The sequence below is a fragment of the Blastococcus sp. TF02-09 genome (assembly GCF_003319105.1).
Lineage (GTDB): Bacteria > Actinomycetota > Actinomycetes > Mycobacteriales > Geodermatophilaceae > Blastococcus.
Map to the genome: position 1 here is coordinate 135,407 of NZ_QOHH01000006.1, position 19,048 is coordinate 154,454.

The following is a 19,048-nucleotide window of genomic DNA, read 5'->3' on the forward strand; positions in this document are numbered from 1 at the left end:
GGGGTCCCTTCCTCAGTCGCGGCTGGTGAGCCGGGACAGCGAGTCGAGCGGGATCATCAGCCAGTGCGGTCGGTTGCGTGCCTCGTAGACGCACTCGTAAACCGCCTTGTCGGCCTCGAACGCCCGAAGGAGTGGTGAGCCGCCGCACGGGTCGAGGCCGCTGGCCTCGGAGTAGCCGGTGCAGAAGGCAGCCCGGTTGCGCTCGGCCCACTCCTGCGCGCGGTAGGCGCGCTGGGTGTCCTCGGGCTGCTCCACGAGCATGTGCCGCGCCGCGTAGTCGAAGCTGCGCAGCATGCCGGCGACGTCGCGCATCGGGCTGTCCAGCTCGCGCCGCGAGGCCAGCGGCCGGGCCGGCTCGCCCTCGAAGTCGAGCACGATCCACCCGGTCGCCGTCCGCAGCACCTGACCCAGGTGCAGGTCGCCGTGCACCCGCTGGCGCACCGTGGGCTCGGTGCTCTCGGCGACCGCCGCGTAGATCCGGCGCAGGCCCTCGGCGTGCTCGGCCAGCTGGGGGACCACCTCGATCGCGGCGTCCAGGCGCTCACCCATCTGCCGGGCCAGGGCGGCGTACCAGTCACGGTCGGCCGGCTCGGTGGGCAGCACGGCGGCCATGTCCCCGTGCACCGACGCCGTCGCCGCGCCCAGCCGCTCGCTGTCGGCGGCGAAGTCGCCGCCGACCTCGTCGGCGTGCAGGTCGCCCTCGGCGTAGAGGTCCCGGACGCTCGCCGTCGCCAGGCGCCAGCCGTCGCTGGCGTTGGGGACGAAGGTCTGCAGCATCGCGACCGTGGCCGGCTCGTTCGAGGGGTCGGGGTCGTCGATCTCGATGTGGCCCAGCAGCGGGGCGATGTGCGGGTTCTCCGTCCGGCGCAGCGCGTCGTGGATCTCCACGTCGGGGTTGAGCCCGGGCTCCAGCCGGCGGAACAGCTTGAAGATCGCCTCCGAGCCGTAGACCAGCGAGGTGTTGCTCTGCTCGGTGGAGACGATGTCGCCGGGCACGCCCTCGGGAATGTAGGCGACGCCCGCGGGGTGGAAGTGCATCGGGCCGACGGTCGAGGCGTTCACCAGGTGGATCAGCCACGGGGTGGTCGCGTCCCGGTCCCGCATGGCGTCGTAGGCGTGCGACTCCTGGCCGTCGTCGGCGGTCACCGTGCCGATGAACGCCGACTCGAGCTCGTCGGTCTTGTGCTCGCGCCACGAGATGGGCACCAGGTAGGTGTCGGCGCCGCCGTCGGTGTAGCCCACCCGCACCCGGTGCACCGAGAGCACCGGTTCGCTGCGGTCCAGGAAGAACCCGTCCTCGGTGACGTCGGCCCACTCGCGGCCCTTGCTCCCGAACCACCGCTGCGCGGGCATCCACTCGCGGAGCAGGTCGGCCAGTGCGCTCATCGGGAACCTCCGGAGGAGTCGTCGGGGGCCGGGAGGTTGTCGCCGGGCGTCTCCTCCGCGGCGCTGACCACTCCGGAGGCGAGCAGGGAGTCGGCCACCGAGCTGCTGCCGGTGCTCTCCCAGTCCTCGTGCTCGTCGGCGGCCGGTTCGGCGGGCTTGGACAGCTCGAACCAGTAGAAGCCGTGCCCGGCGAGGGTGAGCATGTAGGGCAGGACGCCGATCTGCGGGAACTCCACCCGGCCGGTCAGCTCGACCGGCGTGTAGCCCTCGAACTGCCGCAGGTCCAGCTCCACCGGCTGCGGGAACCGGGACAGGTTGTTGACGCACAGCACGACGTCGTCACCGAACCGGCGCACGAACGACAGCACCGTGGGGTTGCGCGACCCGATCTCCTCGAAGGTGCCCAGGCCGAACGTCGGGTGCTGGGCGCGGACCTGCAGCATCCGGCGCACCCACTGCAGCAGCGAGTTCGTGTTGCGCAGCTGGGACTCGACGTTGGTGACCTGGTAGCCGTAGACCGGGTCGGCGTTGAGCGGCAGGTACATGCGCTGCGGGTCGGCGGTCGAGAACCCGCCGTTGCGGTCCGGCGTCCACTGCATGGGGGTGCGGACGCCGTCGCGGTCACCCAGCCAGATGTTGTCGCCCATGCCGATCTCGTCCCCGTAGTAGAGGACCGGCGATCCCGGCAGAGACAGCAGCAGGGCGTTGAACAGCTCGAGGGTGTTGACGTCGTTGTCCAGCAGCGGGGCCAGCCGGCGGCGGATGCCGATGTTGGCCTTCATGCGGGGGTCCTTGGCGTACTCGCCCCACATGTAGTCGCGTTCCTCGTCGGTGACCATCTCGAGGGTCAACTCGTCGTGGTTGCGGAGGAAGACGCCCCACTGGCAGTTGTCGGGGATGTCCGGCGTCTGGGCCATGATCTCCGAGATCGGGAACCGCTGCTCCCGGCGCACCGCCATGAACAGCCGCGGCATGACGGGGAAGTGGAAGGCCATCTGGCACTCGTCGCCGTTCTCGCCGAAGTACTCGACGACGTCGGCCGGCCACTGGTTGGCCTCGCAGAGCAGCACCCGGTCCGGGTAGCCGGCGTCGACGACCTTGCGCACCTCCTTGAGGAACTCGTGGGTGCGCGGCAGGTTCTCGCAGTTCGTGCCCTCCTCCTCGAAGAGGTAGGGCACGGCGTCGAGCCGGAAACCGTCGATGCCCAGGTCCAGCCAGAAGCGCAGGGCGTCGATGATCGCCTCGCGCACCTTCGGGTTCTCGAAGTTCAAGTCGGGCTGGTGGGAGAAGAACCGGTGCCAGAAGTACTGCTTGCGCACCGGGTCGAACGTCCAGTTCGAGCTCTCGGTGTCGACGAAGATGATGCGGGCGTCGGCGTACCCGGTGTCGTCGTCGGCCCAGACGTAGAAGTCGCCGTAGGGGCCGTCGGGGTCGCTGCGGCTGGCCTGGAACCACGGGTGCTGGTCCGAGGTGTGGTTCATGACGAAGTCGATGATCACGCGCATGCCCCGGGAGTGAGCGGCGTCGAGGAACTCCTTGAAGTCCTCGATGTCGCCGAACTCCGGCAGCACGGCGGTGTAGTCGCTGACGTCGTACCCGCCGTCGCGCAGCGGCGAGGCGAAGAACGGCGGCAGCCACAGGCAGTCGACCCCGAGCCACTGCAGGTAGTCCAGCTTGTCGATCATGCCGCGGAGGTCACCGACGCCGTCGGCGTTGCTGTCGGCGAAGCCGCGGACCAGCACCTCGTAGAAGACGGCGCGCTTGTACCACTCGGGGTCGGTCCCGGGCGGCGGGAGGGCGGAGTGCGCGGGGGCGGACTCGGGAACGGGAACGGTCATCGCTGCGGAAGAACCCTTAGGGAGATGGCGGGCGGTTGGCGGCCCCCGTGCAGCCCCCCGTCGCGGAGGTGCGAGCGGCGGGGGGCACGGGGGTCCTGGTTCAGGAGACCGGGGGCGGGAACTGCACCGGGCGCGGGAAGGTGACCGAGAAGACGTGCGCGGGCTCGCGGAAGGGGTCCAGCTCCAGGTAGTTGAACTGGCCCCAGTCGTAGGAGGCGCCGGTGAGCTCGTCGGTGACCGAGAAGCGTTCGTGCCAGTCCAGGCCGAGCGCCTGCATGTCCAGCGCCGTCGTCCCGATGTGGGTGTCGCGGCTGGACAGGTTGACCACCACGAGGACGGCGTCGGCCGAGCCCGGGTCGGTCTTGGAGAAGCAGATCAGGTTCGGGTTGTCGACCGGGTGGAAGTGCAGCGTGCGCAGCTGCTGGAGCGCGGGGTGCGCGCGCCGGATCTCGTTGAGCCGGCGCAGGTAGGGCGCGAGGCTCCGGCCGGCCGCCTCGGCGCCGGCCCAGTCGCGCGGGCGGAGCCGGTACTTCTCGCTGTCGAGGTACTCCTCGCTGCCCGGCTTCACCGCCACGTGCTCGAAGAGCTCGAAGCCCGAGTAGACGCCCCAGGTGGGGCTCATCATCGAGGCGAGCACCGCGCGGATCTTGAACATCGGCGGGCCGCCGAACTGCAGCGACTCGTGGAGGATGTCCGGGGTGTTCACGAAGAAGTTCGGCCGCATGTAGTGCGCGTTCGTGGCGAGCTCGCGCCCGTACTCCTCGAGCTCGTCGCGCCCGGTGCGCCAGGTGAAGTACGTGTAGGACTGGGTGAAGCCGATCCGCGCCAGCTGGTGCATCATCGCCGGCCGGGTGAACGCCTCGGCCAGGAACAGCACGTCGGGATCGGTCTTCTTGACCTCCCAGATCAGCCAGTGCCAGAAGTTCAGCGGCTTGGTGTGCGGGTTGTCGACCCGGAAGATGCGCACCCCGGCGTCCATCCAGTGCCGGACCACCCGCAGGACCTCCGCGTAGATGCCCTCGGGGTCGTTGTCGAAGTTGACCGGGTAGATGTCCTGGTACTTCTTCGGCGGGTTCTCGGCGTAGGCGATGGTGCCGTCGGGCTTGGTGGTGAACCACTCCGGGTGCTCCTGCACCCACGGGTGGTCCGGGGCCGCCTGGAGCGCGAGGTCCAGCGCGACCTCCATGCCCAGCTCGCGGGTGCGGGCGACGAACGCCTCGAAGTCCTCGAGCGTGCCCAGCTGCGGGTGCACCGCGTCGTGGCCGCCCTCGGCGCTGCCGATCGCCCACGGCGAGCCGACGTCGTCCGGCCCGATCTCGTGCGGGTTGCCGCCGGGGAACTGGGCGGTGTTCGGGCCCTTGCGGTTCACCGTGCCGATCGGGTGGATCGGCGGGAGGTAGACGACGTCGAAGCCCATGTCGGCGACCGCCGGCAGCCGGTCGGCGGCGGTGGCGAAGGTGCCGTGCGTGGGGACGCCGCCGACGACCGGGCCCTCCGAGCGCGGGAAGAACTCGTACCAGGAGCCGTAGAGGGCGCGGGGCCGGTCGACGAACACCTCGAAGGGCTCGGTGCGGGTGACCAGCTCCCGGACGGGGTGCTCGTGCAGGTACTGCTGCAGGCCCGAGGCCAGCGCCGGGGCCACCCGGACGGTCAGCTCCTGCGAGGTGTCGCGGAGCGCGGTGGCCGCGGCGACCACCCGGTCCCGCCAGTCCGCGCCGGCCTCGGCGGCGACCCGGTCGAGCAGCCGGGCGCCCTCCTCGAGGTCGTTGGCCAGCTCGTCGGCGCCCTGGCCGGCCTCGATCTTCACCTCGACGGCGTGCCGCCAGGTGGCCAGCGGGTCGCTCCACGCCTCGACGCGGAAGGTCCAGGGGCCCTCGCGGTCGGGGACCACCGTGGCGATCCAGCGATCGGGTTCCGGCGGGAGCTTCGCCATCCGCACGAAGGGCCCGCTCGCGTCGTCGGCGCCGGGGGCGGTCCAGACGACGTTCGCGGCGACGGCGTCGTGGCCCTCGCGGAAGACGGTCGCGGTGATCGGCACGTGCTCGCCGACGACGGCGCGGGCCGAGAAGGTCCCGCAGGAGACGACGGGGGCGACATCGGTGATGCCGAGGCGGAGGTCAGCGCGGCCATTCATTGCCGCAACGCTATCGAGGTCCGTCTGCGCGGGCACATCGGCGGGCACCCGTCCGGGTCCGCGCACGCCGTGGGACGGGTGGTGCTGGGGTGGCCGGAGTTCCTCGCGCACCCCTGGCGGTGCCGCTGTCGCTGGTTAGTCTCGACCGGTGCGAGCCCTTCGTCGTTTCACAGTCCGCGCCGCCCTCCCGGAGCCGCTGCTCCCGCTGTCCCAGCTGGTGATGAACCTCCGCTGGTCGTGGCACCCCGAGACCAGGGACCTGTTCGAGACCCTGGACCCCGGACTCTGGCAGCGCTGCGGCGGTGACCCGGTCAAGGCGCTGGGGGAGGTGTCGGCCGAGCGGCTCGCGGCACTGGCCAAGGACCGCCGGTTCGTCCGCCGTCTGCAGGACGCCGTCGACGACCTGGAGGAGTACCTCTCCACCCCGCGCTGGTACCAGTCGCTGGGCGCCGAGGCCCCGGCGAGCATCGCCTACTTCTCCGCCGAGTTCGGCATCACCGAGGTGCTGCCGCAGTACTCCGGGGGCCTGGGCATCCTCGCCGGCGACCACCTCAAGGCCGCCTCCGACCTCGGCGTCCCGCTGATCGGCGTCGGGCTGCTCTACCGCGCCGGCTACTTCGAGCAGGGGCTGTCCTCCGACGGCTGGCAGCTCGAGCACTACCCCTCGCTGGACCCGCACGGCCTCCCGGTGAAGCTGCTGCGCGAGTCCGACGGCAGCGCCGTCGTCATCTCCCTGCCGCTGCCCGAGGGGCGCACCCTCTACGCGCACGTGTGGCGGGCCCAGGTCGGCCGCGTCACCCTGCTGCTGCTCGACAGCGACATCGAGGAGAACGCGCCGGCCGAGCGCGGCGTCACCGACCGCCTGTACGGCGGCGACGAGGACCACCGCCTCCGCCAGGAGATGCTGCTGGGCATCGGCGGCGTCCGGGCGCTGCGCGCCTACTGCGCGCGCACCGGCGTCCCGGCGCCGGAGGTGTTCCACGCCAACGAGGGCCACGCCGGCTTCCTCGGCCTGGAGCGGATCCGCGAGCTGATGGAGTCGCACGGCCTGACGTTCGCCGAGGCGCTGCAGGCGGTCCGGGCGGCCACCGTGTTCACCACGCACACGCCCGTGCCGGCCGGGATCGACCGCTTCCCGAAGTCGCTCATCGAGCGGTACTTCGCCGGCTTCGGCGTGCCGCTGCACGACCTGCTCGCGCTGGGCGCCGAGGAGGACCCGGCGAAGTACAACATGGCCCACATGGGCCTGCGGCTCGGCCAGCGCGCCAACGGCGTCAGCGAGCTGCACGGCCACGTGAGCCGCGGCATGTTCAGCAATCTGTGGCCGGGCTTCGACGAGGGCGACGTCCCCATCGGCTCGATCACCAACGGTGTGCACGCCCCCACCTGGACCGCGCGCGAGCTGGTCGACATGGGCACCCAGACCACGAGCCAGGGCGACCCGGTCGTCGTGGACGGGCCCGTGCACTTCGACGGCGTGGACACGATCCCGGCCGGTGACCTGTGGGCGGTCCGCCGCACCCTGCGCGGCCGGCTGGTCGAGGAGGTGCGGCGCCGGCTGCGCGAGACCGCGCTCTCGCGGGGTGCCACCGAGGCGGAGGTCGGCTGGACCGACACCGCCTTCGACCCCGACGTCCTCACCATCGGCTTCGCCCGCCGCGTGCCCAGCTACAAGCGCCTGACGCTGATGCTGCGCGACCCGGCCAAGCTCAAGGCGATGCTGCTGGACCCGGAGCGGCCGCTGCAGCTGGTCATCGCCGGCAAGAGCCACCCCGCCGACGACGGCGGCAAGAAGCTGATCCAGCAGATGGTGGCCTTCGCCGACGACCCGGACATCCGGCACCGCATCGCGTTCCTGCCCGGTTACGACATCGGCATGGCTCGCTACCTCTACTGGGGCTGCGACGTCTGGCTGAACAACCCGCTGCGGCCGCTGGAGGCCTGCGGCACCTCGGGCATGAAGTCCGCGCTCAACGGCGGCCTCAACCTCTCCATCCGCGACGGCTGGTGGGACGAGTGGTTCGACGGCCAGAACGGCTGGGCCATCCCGACCGCCGACGGCGTCAGCGACGCCGACCGGCGCGACGAGGTGGAGGCGCGGGCGATCTACGACCTGCTGTCCACCCAGGTGCTGCCGCGGTTCTACGAGCGCGACGGCGACGGCGTGCCCGCCCGCTGGGTGGAGATGGTGCGGCACACGCTGCGCGAGACCGGCCCCAAGGTGATGGCCACCCGCATGGTGCGCGACTACGTGCGGGCGCTGTACGTCCCGGCGGCGCAGTCGGCCCGCGTCATGTCCGCCGACGGCTACGCCCCGGCCCGGACGGAGTCCGCGCGCCGGGCGCACCTGCTGCACAACTGGTCGACGGTGCGGGTCGCCCACGTGGAGGCCACCGGCGCCGGGGACACCCCGGAGATCGGCTCGACCCTCGCGCTGCGTGCCGAGGTGGAGCTGCCCGGCCTGGAGCCGGGCGACGTGCAGGTGCAGGCCGCCTACGGCCGGGTCGACGACGCCGACGGGCTGCACGAGGTGACCACGGTGCCCATGGCGTACGAGCAGACCGAGGGCTCGCGGCACTGGTTCGCGGCCACCGTCCCGCTCGAGCGGACCGGCGCCTTCGGCTACACCGTGCGCGTGCTGCCGGACTCCCCACACCTGGCCGACCCGGCCGAGCTGGGTGTGGTGACGACGGCCTGATCGAGGCCCGGCCCCGTCGCGAGCTCACCCCGCGACGGGGCCGCCGGTCACCCGTCGCGACGCTCCCGTCACGTTCGCCTCACCTGTGTGGTGTGACGTGGAACGATCACGGCGTTTCGGGGGCGGCCGGGCCGCGAAGCCTGTTGTGCATCACTAGGCTTGCCGCCATGCCCGACCGTTGCGAAGTCCTGCCCGGAGACGCCGTCGTCGCCCGCCGCGACGGTGGCCTGCTGTGGGTGGACGCTCCCGGTTCCCCTGCTCTCGTCTCGGCCCTGCACGCTTGCCTCGGGGTCTCCGGCCCCGGCGTCGAGCACGTGCTGACCGCCGTCGCCGCGCAGGCTGGGTCGCTCGCCTCCGGCAGTGCCTCTTTTGCCGTCGTCGTGACCGACGCCGCCGCCGGCACCGCCGTCGCCCTCTGGTCCGGCAAGGGCCAGCCCACCGTGGACGGGGTGCCGGTGTCCGGCTCCTCCGTCTCCGGCGCCACCCTCGGCAAGTTCTCGCTGGGCCGCACGCTCTATGTCGGTCCCGGCTCGGCCGCCCCGCAGGGGGTTCCCGGCGTCTCCTTCGACCTCGTCGAGGGCACGGTGCCCGGCGCCGGCGCGACGCTGCACGTGTCCGCCGCCGCTCAGTCGCCGCTCGCGGCGGCGCCGGCCGGGGGCCAGGCCTCTCCGTCGTCGTTCACCGCGGGCTCGGACTCCGGCTTCGGGTCCGGCGCGAGTGCCGGCTCCAGCCGGGTCAGCGCCCCGGCCGAGTCGGGCGAGCAGACCGCGTTCTGGCGGCCGGACTCCGACTCCGCCGCCTCCGGCGACGCCCCGCCCGTGCTGCGCTTCGACGACGGCCTGGTCGTCCCGGTGGACGGCGACCTCGTGCTCGGTCGCCGGCCCGACAACCACGAGATGGTCACCGCCGGCAGCGCCCGTCCCGTGCCGATCGCGGACACCCAGAACGTGCTCTCCTCGGCCCACGCCGCCCTGACGCGGTCGGGCGGCCAGGTCTCGCTGGTCGACCTGGGCTCGCTCAACGGCACCCACGTCGCCGGCCCCGAGGCCACGGAGTGGACCCAGCTGGAGCCGGGCATCGCCCACCCGCTGTCCGACGGCGACCGCCTCCTGCTCGGCTGGACCGTCATCACCTTCGAGCAGCCCGAGTAGCCGTCCCCGCAGCGGTGAACCCCAGCGGCCCAGGACCCCACCGGTCCTGGGCCGCTTGCGTTCGACGGTGCGACAGGATCGGCGCGTGCACCTTCGCCAGAACACCGGCCACGACCTCGCGCTCAGTTCTCACGGGTACCTGCCGGTCAGCGCCCGCCGGCTCGCCCAGAAGGTCCTGCTGATCCTGCTGTCGGGCCGCATGTGGGTGCGGGACGACGACGGGCGGCGTCACGACATCACCGGCCCGACCTGGGTGGTCTGGTACCCGGGCGAGGCGGTCGAGTACGGCGCCTCCGGGACGACGGTGCACTGGCTGTTCGCCTCGCCGGTCGGGCCGGTTCCGCCGGGATCGCCGCGACCCGGCTCCCTCGTGCGGCTGCGGGCCGACGAGCGGCGCGGTGCCGTGGACGCGCTCCTCGTGCACTACCTGGACGACTCGCCGGACAGCTCGGGGCGGTGGTCGGCCGTCGCGCTGGTCCCCGACGAGGGGCACGGGATCTACGCGCTCACCGACGTCGAGGTCGTCGAGGAGTCGGACGAGGACCTGCACCTCTGGAGCTTCCGCCCGGACCTCGGCCGGCCCGTACGCCTGTCCGACACCTGACCTTCTCCACTTCGCGGGTGTTCTCCGTGCTTTGCGGGCGCTGCAGGACCCGCGAAGCGGGGAAAACACCCGCAGAGTGGCGGGTCCGCGTCCGGTCAGGGGCGGCGGAGGACCTTGAGCACCCAGACGCAGCGGCCGGGCAGCTCGACGGGGCCGGGGGCGACCATCGCCGGGTCCGGGGGCGCGCCGGTGGCGTACTCGGTGGAGACGACGAGCTCGTAGCCGTCGGCCCAGGGCGCGTCGGGCAGCTGCACGGTGAGCGGCTCCGGCCCGGCGTGCAGCCAGACCAGGTAGGAGTCGTCGACGACCGGCCGGCCCTGGGCGTCGCGGTGCCGGATGCCGCGCCCGTCGAGGTACATGCCGATCGTCTGCAGGCCGGTGTCGAACCAGTCGGCGGTGGTCAGCTGCCCGCCGCTGGGAGCGAACCACGCCAGGTCGCGGGTGCCGCCGGTGCCGGGCAGCTCGTGCCCCTCGAAGAACGCCTCCTGCCGCAGCACCGGCGCCGACCGGCGCAGCGCCAGCACGTGGGTGACGAACGCGCGCAGATCGGCGTCGACCTGCGTCCAGTCCAGCCAGGAGAGCTCGTTGTCCTGGCAGTAGGCGTTGTTGTTGCCCCGCTGGGTGCGCCCGAGCTCGTCGCCGGCGGTGAGCATCGGCACCCCGGTGGACATCAGCAGGGTGGCCAGCAGGTTGCGCACCTGCCGGGCGCGCAGCGCGTTCACCGCGGGGTCGTCGGTCTCGCCCTCGACGCCGCAGTTCCAGGAGCGGTTGTGGTTCTCGCCGTCCCGGTTGTCCTCGCCGTTGGCCTCGTTGTGCTTGTGCTCGTAGGTGACCAGGTCGCGCATCGGGAAGCCGTCGTGGGCGGTGACGAAGTTGATCGAGGCGAACGGGCGGCGGCCGTCGGAGCGGTAGAGGTCCGAGGAGCCGGTGAGCCGGTAGGCCAGGTCCCGGACGCCGACGTGCGCGCCGGACCACACGTCGCGCACCGTGTCGCGGTACCTGCCGTTCCACTCCGTCCAGGGCGGGGGGAAGTTGCCCACCTGGTAGCCGCCCGGTCCGACGTCCCACGGCTCGGCGATCAGCTTCACCCGGCTGACCACCGGGTCCTGGTGGACGACGTCGAAGAACGCCGACAACCGGTCGACGTCGTGCATCGAACGGGCCAGCGCCGAGGCGAGGTCGAACCGGAACCCGTCGACGTGCATCTCGGTGACCCAGTACCGCAGCGAGTCCATGAGCAGCGCCAGGACCGTGGGCCGGCGGACGTCGAGGGTGTTCCCGCAGCCGGTGTAGTCGGTGTAGCGGGCCGGGTTCTGCGGGTCGAGGCGGTAGTACCCGGGGTTGTCGATGCCCTTGAGCGACAGCGTGGGCCCGGTCTGGTCGCCCTCGGCGGTGTGGTTGTAGACGACGTCGAGGATGACCTCGATGCCGGCCGCGTGCAGCGCCTTGACCATCGTCTTGAACTCGGTGACCTGCCCGCCGCCGCTGCCCGAGGCGCTGTAGGCGGCGTGCGGGGCGAAGAAGCCCAGCGTGTTGTAGCCCCAGTAGTTGGTCAGCCCCCGGCGCAGCAGGTGCGGCTCGCTGACGAAGTGGTGCACCGGCAGCAGCTCCACCGCGGTCACGCCCAGCGACCGCAGGTGCTCGACGAAGGCGGGGTGGGCCAGCCCGGCATAGGTGCCGCGCAGCTGCGCCGGGACTCCCGGGTGACGCATGGTGGCGCCCTTGACGTGCACCTCGTAGATGACGGTGTCCGACCACGAGGTGTGCGGGGCGCGGTCGCCGTCCCACGGGAAGGTGTCGTGGACGACGACGCCGCGCGGCACGTGCGGCCCGGAGTCGCGGTCGTCCGGCACCGGGCTGTCGACGGCGTCGCCGGGGTGCCCGAACAGCGAGGGGTGCAGCTGCAGGCCGCCGTCCACCGCGCGGGCGTAGGGGTCGAGCAGCAGCTTGGCCGGGTTGTACCGGTGGCCGGTGGACGGGTCGTAGGCGCCGTGGACCCGGTAGCCGTAGCGCTGGCCGGGGCCGATGCCGGTGACCCGGCCGTGCCACACCTGGTGGGTGCTCTCGGTGAGCGGGTGCCGGTGCTCGACGCCGTCGGGGTCGAAGAGGCACAGCTCCACGGCGTGCGCCCCGGCCGACCACAGGGCGAAGTTGGTGCCCGTGCCGTCCCAGTGCGCGCCGAGCGGCGTGGGCGAGCCGGGCAGGATCTCGACGGCCGGGGATGCGGTCACCGGGCGATCGTGCCAAGTCCGCGGACGGACGGCGTGCAGGCGGCGCCCGCGGGGTGGGGTTGGATGGACGCCGTGTCGAGCTCAGACGCCTCGGACGGGGCCGTCGTACGGATGACCGGGGTCGACGTCGTGCGGGGTGAGACCCACCTGCTGCGCGGCGTCGACTGGCGCGTGGAGGCCGACCACCGCTGGGTGGTGCTCGGTCCCAACGGCGCCGGGAAGACGACGCTGATGCAGCTCGCGGGCGCGCTGCTGCACCCCACTCGCGGCGAGGTGCGGTTGCTGGGGGAGACCCTCGGCGCGGTCGACGTCTTCGAGCTCCGTCCGCGCATCGGCGTGACCAGCGCGGCGCTGGCGCAGCGGATCGAGCCGGCGGAGACGACCGGCGACGTCGTCGTGTCCGCCGGGTACGCCGTCGTCGGCCGGTGGCGAGAGCGCTACGACGTCCACGACCTGACCCGCGCCGGGATGCTCATGCAGCAGTGGGGCGTCGCCCAGTTCGCGCACCGGCCGTTCGGGACGCTGAGCGAGGGGGAGCGCAAGCGGGCCCAGATCGCCCGCGCGCTCATGCCCGACCCCGAGCTGCTGCTGCTCGACGAGCCCGGTGCCGGGCTGGACTTGGGCGGCCGCGAGGACCTCGTCGCCCGGCTGTCGGACCTCGCCCGCTACTCCTACGCGCCGGCGCAGGTCCTGGTCACCCACCACGTCGAGGAGATCCCGCCCGGCTACACCCACGCCCTGCTGCTGCGGGGAGGTGAGGTCGTCGCCGCGGGCGCCGCCGACGACGTCCTGACCGCCGGGACGCTCTCGGACACCTTCGGGCTGCCGCTGGACCTCACCCGCACCGACGGCCGCTTCACCGCCCGCCGCGCTCGCTAGGGTGCCGTCCATGGCTGAGCCCGAGTTCGTGACCCTGCAGGTGGAGGACGGGGTGGGCACGATCCGCCTCGACCGCCCGAAGATGAACGCCATCGACGAGCAACTGCACCTCGAGGTGCGCGCCGCGGCGGCCGAGGCGGGGGAGCGGGCCGACGTGCGCGCCGTCGTCGTCTACGGCGGCGAGCGGGTGTTCGCCGCCGGCGCCGACATCAAGGCCATGTCGCAGCTGGACGGCGCGGGCATGCGCGAGTGGGGCCGCGAGCTGCAGGACTCCTTCCGCGCCGTGGCCGGCATCCCGAAGCCGGTCATCGCCGCCATCACCGGCTACGCCCTGGGCGGCGGCTACGAGCTGGCTCTGTGCGCCGACTTCCGCGTGCTCGGCAGCAAGGCGAAGATCGGCCAGCCCGAGATCCTGCTCGGCGTGATCCCCGGCGCCGGCGGCACGCAGCGCCTGGCCCGCCTGGTCGGCCCGGCCAAGGCCAAGGACCTCGTCTTCACCGGCCGGCACGTGGGCGCGGAGGAGGCCCTGGAGATCGGCCTGGCCGACGCCGTCGTCCCCGACGCCGAGGTGTACGAGACCGCCGTCGCCATGGCGCGCAAGTTCGCCGCCGGGCCGCCGCTGGCGCTGGCCGCCGCGAAGCGCGCGATCGACGAGGGCCTGGAGCTGCCGCTGGACGAGGCGCTGACGCTGGAGACCCGCCTGTTCGCCGAGCTCTTCGACACCGAGGACCAGAAGACCGGCATGCGCTCGTTCCTGGAGAGCGGCCCGGGCAAGGCGGAGTTCACCGGCCGCTGAGCGCACCGTCCCGACACCGGTCGGACGCCGGATCGTCACCTTCTCGTACTGCGCGGGGGGCGCCGCGGTAGGTCAGAATGCGCCAGGCCGTCCGGTCGGGTCCAGGGGGACCCGGGTACGGAACGGCCCCACACCAGGAGGACACGTGCGACGAACCACCCTGCGGACCGCGGTCGCGGTCGTGACGGCGGGACTGACCCTGACCGCCTGCGGCTCCGACGACGGTGGCTCCGGCAGCGGCAGCGGCTCGGACTGGGCGGAGGCGGCCTCGGTCGAGGACGGCGGCGGGATGGACGCCCTGATCGAGGCCGCGAAGGCCGAGGGCGAGCTCAACGTCATCGCCCTCCCGCCGGACTGGGCCAACTACGGCGAGATGCTCGAGACCTTCAGCGCGAAGTACGACATCGAGATCAACAGCGCCAGCCCCGACGGCTCCAGCCAGGACGAGCTCAACGCCGTCACCAGCCAGCGCGGCCAGGACCGGGCGCCCGACGTCCTCGACCTCGGCCTGTCCTTCGCCCGCCAGGCCAAGGCCCAGGACCTCACCGCCCCGTACCAGGTGCAGACCTGGGACGAGATCCCCGAGGACCAGAGGGACCCCGACGGGCACTGGTACAACGACTACGGCGGCTACCTGTCGATCGGCTGCAACGCCACGATCGTCCAGGAGTGCCCCACCACGCTGGCCGAGCTCGCCGACCCGCGCTACGCCGGCCAGGTCGCCCTCAACGGCAACCCGACGCAGGCGCAGGCCGCCTTCGCCGGGGTCTGGGCCGCCGCCCTGGCCAACGGCGGCAGCCTGGACGACATCGGCCCGGGGATCGACTTCTTCGTCGACCTCAAGGAGAGCGGCAACTTCAACCCGGTCGAGTCGACGCCGGCCACCGTCCTCGCCGGGGAGACGCCGATCTCGCTCGACTGGGACTACGTCAACGCCGCCCAGACCGAGAAGATGCAGGCCGCGGGCTCGACGTGGGAGGTCGCCGTCCCCAGTGACGGCCTGATGGGCGGCTACTACAGCCAGGCCATCAGCCGGTTCGCCCCGCACCCGGCCGCCGCCCGCCTCTGGCAGGAGTTCCTCTACAGCGACGAGGGCCAGAACATCTGGCTGAAGGGCGGCGCCCGCCCGGTGCGGCTCCCCGAGATGGAGGCCGCCGGCACCGCCGACGAGCAGGCGCGCAGCGCGCTGCCCGAGGTGGAGGGGACCGCCGAGTTCCCGACCGAGGAGCAGGAGGCCGCCGCCAAGGAGGTCGTCACCGCCCGCTGGAACGAGGAGATGTCGGGCTGAGTACCGCATCCGCGGACGTGTCCGCGCCGGCCCCCCGTCGCGGGGGCCGGCGCGCACGCGTGCTGACGGCGCTGGGTGCTGCGCCGTTCTTCCTGTACGTCGGGGTGTTCCTGCTGCTCCCCATCGCGGTGCTGGCGGTCGAGGCGTTCCGCGCCACGGACCCGGTCACCTTCGAGGAGACCTGGTCGACCGCCTCCGTCTCCGCCGTCACCGAGGGCGTCTACCGGCGCGCCTACCTGGGGAGCCTGCAGCTCTCACTGATCACCGCGCTGCTGAGCGCCGTCCTCGGCCTGGCGCTGGCCGTCGCGATCCTGCGCGCCCGCCGCGGCCGGCTGCTCCGCCGGCTGGTCCTCACCGCCTCCGGGGTGCTCGCCAACTTCGGCGGCATCCCGCTGGCCTTCGCCTTCCTGGCCACGATCGGCACCGCCGGTGTCGTCACCCGGCTGCTCACCGAGACCTTCGGGATCGGGCTGGGCGGGTTCTCCCTGGCCTCCATGACCGGCCTGGGGCTGGTCTACCTGTACTTCCTGATCCCGCTGATGGTGCTCACCATCGTCCCGGCGCTGGAGGCGCTGCGCCCACAGTGGCGGGAGGCGTCGGACAACCTGGGCGCGTCGGGGTGGCAGTACTGGCGCCACGTCGGCGGTCCGGTGCTGCTGCCCCCGGTGCTCGGCGCGACGATGCTGCTCTTCGCCTCGGCCTTCGCCGCCTACGCGACCGCCAAGGCGCTGGTGGGCAGCAGCGTCCCGCTGGTCACCCTCCAGATCGCCGACGCGCTGTCGAGCAACGTCGTCGTCGGCGCGGAGAACCTCGGCAAGGCGCTGGCGCTCGGGATGATCGTCGTCGTCGGCCTGGTGATGGCCTTCTACGCGTGGATCCAGCGGCGCACCCAGCGGTGGCTGGCATGACGGCGCTGGCCGAGAGCGTCGCCGGCGCCGGGGGAGTGGCGCCCGAGAACCCCGTGCGGCCGGCCCGCCGTGGCGGGGGTGCCTGGCGGTTCGCCGTCCTCGGGCTGCTGGGGCTGTACTTCCTCGTCCCGATCGCGGCGTCGGTGTGGTTCACCGTCCGCGACCGCGGCACCGGCGGGTTCACCGCCGAGTACTACACGAGCATCCCGGGCTCCGACGGGTTCGCCGAGTCGTTCACCCGCTCGCTGGTCCTCGCCGCGCTCACCGTGCTCATCGCCCTCGTGCTGATGCTGCCGACCGTCGTCCTGGTGAACCTGCGCCTGCCACGGCTGCGCACGACGGTGGAGCTGCTCACCCTGATGCCGCTGGTGGTGCCGCCGATCGCCCTGGTCGTCGGGGTGCGCAGCGTCCTGGCGTGGGCTCCGGACTACTTCCTGGACACCCCGCTGGCCGACGTCTTCTTCGCGATCCAGGAGCCCGAGCTCCCGTGGATCCTGGTCTTCGTCTACGTCGTGCTGGCGCTGCCGTTCGTGTACCGGGCGCTGGACGCCGGCGTCCGCGGAGCCGACCTGCGCACGCTGACCGAGGCCGCGCGCAACCTGGGCGCCTCCTGGCCCCGGGTGCTGCTCTGGGTGGTGCTCCCGGTGCTGCGCACCTCGGTGCTCAACGCCGCCTTCCTCACCCTCGCGCTGGTCCTGGGCGAGTTCACGTTCGCCAACATCCTCGGCTTCGAGACCTTCCCGACGTGGATCCTGCGAATCTCGGGGTCGGAGCCGCAGCTGTCGGTGGCCGTCTCGGTGCTCTCGCTGCTGGTCACCTGGCTGCTGCTGCTGATGATCTCCGCGCTGGACCGCCGGCGCGGCACGAAGGAGAACCCATGACCGCCGCCTCGCTGCGGACCACCGGCGCGGACCGGGGCGACCGTCCCGGTGCGCCGATCCGCCTGGAGGGGCTGACCCGCCGCTACGGGTCGGTGCTCGCCCTGGACGGTCTGGACCTCGACATCGCCGGCGGCGAATTCCTGGCGCTGCTCGGGCCCTCGGGCTGCGGCAAGACGACGGCGCTGCGGGCGATCGCCGGCTTCGAGCAGCCCGACGCCGGGCGCGTGCTCGTGGACGGCCGCGACGTCACCGGCGTCCCGGCCAGCAAGCGCGACATGGGCATGGTCTTCCAGGCCTACAGCCTCTTCCCGAACCTGACCGTCGCCGAGAACGTCGCCTTCGGCCTCCGCGTGCGCCGCCGCGACCGCTCGGAGCAGCGCCGCCGCGCCGCCGAGCTGCTGGAGCTGGTCGGCCTGGCCGACCGGGGGAACCGCTACCCCCACCAGCTCTCCGGCGGCCAACAGCAGCGGGTGGCGCTGGCCCGCGCGCTCGCGGTGGCCCCGAAGGTGCTGCTGCTGGACGAGCCCCTGTCGGCGCTCGACGCACAGGTCCGCGTGCAGCTGCGCGAGGAGATCCGCCGCATCCAGCTCGAGCTGGGCACCACGACCGTCTTCGTCACTCACGACCAGGCCGAGGCGCTGTCGGTGGCCGACCGGGTCGGGGTCATGCGTGCCGGCCGGCTGGAGCAGGTGGCGGGCCCCGACGAGCTCTACGAGCGCCCGGCGACGGCCTTCGTCGCCGAGTTCGTGGGCACGATGAACCGCCTCCCGGCCCGGCTGTCCGACGGCGTGGTCGAGATGCTCGGCACCCGGCGGCCGCTCGCCGGTTCGTCGTCGACCGGACCGGTCGAGGCGCTGATCCGGCCGGAGGCGCTGGTGGTCACCGCCGGCGGAGCGGGGCGGGTGGTCACCCGTACCTTCTCCGGGGCGAGCACGCGCCTGCTCGTCGCGCTGTCCGAGGGTCCGGAGGTGCGCGTCGACCTCCCCAGCGCCGACAGCCAGCACCTCACCCCGGGGACGGCGGTGTCGGTCACGCCGGCCGAGCGGCCGGTGCTGGTCGTGCCCGCCGAGCCGGCGTGACCACGGTCGACCGGTCCGACTCCTCCGGCCGGGCCTGGGTCGACCGGGCGGTGGCGATGGTCGAGGCCGACGCCCGGCGCAGCGCGGACACCCACCTGCTGGTCTACCCGCTCCCGCCGGAGTGGGGGATCGACCTGTACCTCAAGGACGAGTCGACCCACCCCACCGGCAGCCTCAAGCACCGCCTGGCCCGGTCGCTGTTTTTCTACGGGCTGTGCTCCGGGCAGATCACCGCGGGCAGCACCGTCGTCGAGGCCTCCAGCGGGTCGACGGCGGTGAGCGAGGCCTACTTCGCCCGCATGCTCGGACTGCCCTTCGTCGCGGTGATGCCGCGCTCGACCAGCCCTGAGAAGATCGCGCTGATCGAGTTCCACGGCGGCCGGTGCCACTTCGTCGACCGCGCGGCCGACATGTACGGGGCGGCCCGCCGGCTCGCCGACGAGTGCGGCGGCCACTACCTCGACCAGTTCACCCTGGCCGAGCGCGCCACCGACTGGCGGGGCAACAACAACATCGCCGAGTCGATCTTCGAGCAGCTCGCCGCCGAGCGGCACCCGGTCCCGGAGTGGGTGGTCGTGGGCGCCGGCACCGGCGGCACGAGCGCGACCATCGGCCGCTACCTGCGCTACCGCCGGCACCCCACCCGGCTGGCCGTCGTGGACCCGGAGAACTCCGCCTTCTTCCCCGGCTACGCCACCGGGGACGCCGGGACGACGACCGGGGTGCCGTCCCGGATCGAGGGCATCGGGCGGCCGCGGGTGGAGCCGTCGTTCGTGCCCACCATCGTCGACCGGATGCTGCAGGTCCCCGACGCCGCCTCGCTGGCCGCCATGCGCCACCTCGCGGAGGTCACCGGCCGCCGCGCCGGCGGGTCGACCGGCACCAACCTGTGGGGCGCGTTCGCGCTGGTCGCCGAGATGCTCTCCGCGGGCCGCACCGGCAGCGTCGTCACCCTGCTGTGCGACGGCGGCGAGCGCTACGCCCACACCTACTACGCGGACGAGTGGGTCGCCGGGCAGGGCCTGGACCTGGCCCCGCACGCCGCCACGCTGCGCCGTTTCGCCGCGAGCGGGGAGTGGCACCCGACCGCGTGATGTGCCTCACCCGGCCCTCGTTCCGCCTGGCGGTTACGTGCAAGTAACCTCCAGGGTCGGAGCTGGTCGGGCGTTCCGCTC

The 19,048-nt window shown here is 72.8% G+C and carries 14 protein-coding genes; 10 read left to right on the plus strand and 4 right to left on the minus strand.

Annotation, left to right across the window (positions count from 1 at the left end; translation table 11 throughout):
• Positions 1–12: 12 nt before the first annotated feature.
• The 3 genes from DQ239_RS10985 to DQ239_RS10995 all read right to left on the minus strand — a co-directional run bounded on the left by DQ239_RS10985 (position 13) and on the right by DQ239_RS10995 (position 5,358).
• Entirely contained in the window at positions 13–1,386 is a 1,374-nt protein-coding gene (locus DQ239_RS10985; RefSeq protein ID WP_113834450.1) for a hypothetical protein, read from the minus strand.
• Positions 1,383–3,224: a maltose alpha-D-glucosyltransferase gene (gene treS, locus DQ239_RS10990; protein ID WP_113834451.1), complete on the minus strand. Its 1,842-nt coding sequence runs from the start codon at positions 3,222–3,224 to the stop codon at positions 1,383–1,385. Before treS ends, DQ239_RS10985 begins: the two co-directional genes overlap by 4 nt.
• 100 nt (positions 3,225–3,324) lie before the next feature.
• Positions 3,325–5,358, minus strand: a complete 2,034-nt coding sequence (locus tag DQ239_RS10995; RefSeq protein ID WP_113834452.1) for an alpha-1,4-glucan--maltose-1-phosphate maltosyltransferase — start codon at positions 5,356–5,358, stop codon at positions 3,325–3,327.
• A gap of 148 nt (positions 5,359–5,506) precedes the next feature.
• Between DQ239_RS10995 and glgP the strand changes: the two genes are divergently transcribed.
• The 3 genes from glgP to DQ239_RS11010 all read left to right on the plus strand — a co-directional run bounded on the left by glgP (position 5,507) and on the right by DQ239_RS11010 (position 9,811).
• The gene (glgP, locus tag DQ239_RS11000) at positions 5,507–8,056 is read left to right on the plus strand and encodes an alpha-glucan family phosphorylase (protein ID WP_113834453.1); all 2,550 of its coding nucleotides are present in this window, start codon (positions 5,507–5,509) and stop codon (positions 8,054–8,056) included.
• A gap of 167 nt (positions 8,057–8,223) precedes the next feature.
• Entirely contained in the window at positions 8,224–9,207 is a 984-nt protein-coding gene (locus tag DQ239_RS11005) for an FHA domain-containing protein (RefSeq protein ID WP_113834454.1), read from the plus strand.
• Between the two features lie 85 nt (positions 9,208–9,292).
• On the plus strand, positions 9,293–9,811 hold the full coding sequence (locus DQ239_RS11010; protein ID WP_113834455.1) for a hypothetical protein: 519 nt from the start codon (positions 9,293–9,295) through the stop codon (positions 9,809–9,811).
• A 95-nt stretch (positions 9,812–9,906) separates the two neighbouring features.
• On the opposite strand, the gene glgX is transcribed toward DQ239_RS11010, so the two are convergent.
• Complete coding sequence (gene glgX / locus DQ239_RS11015; RefSeq protein ID WP_113834456.1) at positions 9,907–12,042, minus strand: glycogen debranching protein GlgX; 2,136 nt, start codon at positions 12,040–12,042, stop codon at positions 9,907–9,909.
• A 63-nt stretch (positions 12,043–12,105) separates the two neighbouring features.
• Between glgX and DQ239_RS11020 the strand changes: the two genes are divergently transcribed.
• The 7 genes from DQ239_RS11020 (at position 12,106) to DQ239_RS11050 (ending at position 18,967) form a co-directional block, all read left to right on the plus strand.
• On the plus strand, positions 12,106–12,921 hold the full coding sequence (locus tag DQ239_RS11020) for an ABC transporter ATP-binding protein (protein ID WP_113834457.1): 816 nt from the start codon (positions 12,106–12,108) through the stop codon (positions 12,919–12,921).
• 10 nt (positions 12,922–12,931) lie between these two features.
• On the plus strand, positions 12,932–13,717 hold the full coding sequence (locus DQ239_RS11025) for an enoyl-CoA hydratase-related protein (RefSeq protein WP_113834603.1): 786 nt from the start codon (positions 12,932–12,934) through the stop codon (positions 13,715–13,717).
• A gap of 145 nt (positions 13,718–13,862) precedes the next feature.
• Positions 13,863–15,005, plus strand: coding sequence for an ABC transporter substrate-binding protein (locus DQ239_RS11030; protein ID WP_113834458.1), 1,143 nt, complete (start codon positions 13,863–13,865; stop codon positions 15,003–15,005).
• A gap of 59 nt (positions 15,006–15,064) precedes the next feature.
• The gene (locus DQ239_RS11035; RefSeq protein ID WP_233489083.1) at positions 15,065–15,913 is read left to right on the plus strand and encodes an ABC transporter permease subunit; all 849 of its coding nucleotides are present in this window, start codon (positions 15,065–15,067) and stop codon (positions 15,911–15,913) included.
• Positions 15,910–16,794 (plus strand): ABC transporter permease, encoded by an 885-nt coding sequence (locus tag DQ239_RS11040; protein ID WP_199582886.1) that lies wholly within the window; start codon positions 15,910–15,912, stop codon positions 16,792–16,794. The genes DQ239_RS11035 and DQ239_RS11040 overlap by 4 nt, the downstream gene beginning before the upstream one ends.
• Positions 16,791–17,873, plus strand: coding sequence for an ABC transporter ATP-binding protein (locus DQ239_RS11045; protein WP_113834460.1), 1,083 nt, complete (start codon positions 16,791–16,793; stop codon positions 17,871–17,873). Before DQ239_RS11040 ends, DQ239_RS11045 begins: the two co-directional genes overlap by 4 nt.
• Positions 17,870–18,967: a PLP-dependent cysteine synthase family protein gene (locus DQ239_RS11050; RefSeq protein WP_113834461.1), complete on the plus strand. Its 1,098-nt coding sequence runs from the start codon at positions 17,870–17,872 to the stop codon at positions 18,965–18,967. The genes DQ239_RS11045 and DQ239_RS11050 overlap by 4 nt, the downstream gene beginning before the upstream one ends.
• Positions 18,968–19,048: the final 81 nt, after the last annotated feature.

What these genes read in the sequence shown, in the direction of transcription:
- DQ239_RS11040 (WP_199582886.1), top strand. Translation starts at nt 15,910, where the DNA reads ATGACGGCGCTGGCCGAGAGCGTCGCCGGCGCCGGGGGAGTGGCGCCC.
- DQ239_RS10985 (WP_113834450.1), bottom strand. Translation starts at nt 1,386, where the DNA reads ATGAGCGCACTGGCCGACCTGCTCCGCGAGTGGATGCCCGCGCAGCGG.
- DQ239_RS10995 (WP_113834452.1), bottom strand. Translation starts at nt 5,358, where the DNA reads ATGAATGGCCGCGCTGACCTCCGCCTCGGCATCACCGATGTCGCCCCC.
- DQ239_RS11005 (WP_113834454.1), top strand. Translation starts at nt 8,224, where the DNA reads ATGCCCGACCGTTGCGAAGTCCTGCCCGGAGACGCCGTCGTCGCCCGC.
- treS (WP_113834451.1), bottom strand. Translation starts at nt 3,224, where the DNA reads ATGACCGTTCCCGTTCCCGAGTCCGCCCCCGCGCACTCCGCCCTCCCG.
- DQ239_RS11020 (WP_113834457.1), top strand. Translation starts at nt 12,106, where the DNA reads ATGGACGCCGTGTCGAGCTCAGACGCCTCGGACGGGGCCGTCGTACGG.
- DQ239_RS11025 (WP_113834603.1), top strand. Translation starts at nt 12,932, where the DNA reads ATGGCTGAGCCCGAGTTCGTGACCCTGCAGGTGGAGGACGGGGTGGGC.
- DQ239_RS11045 (WP_113834460.1), top strand. Translation starts at nt 16,791, where the DNA reads ATGACCGCCGCCTCGCTGCGGACCACCGGCGCGGACCGGGGCGACCGT.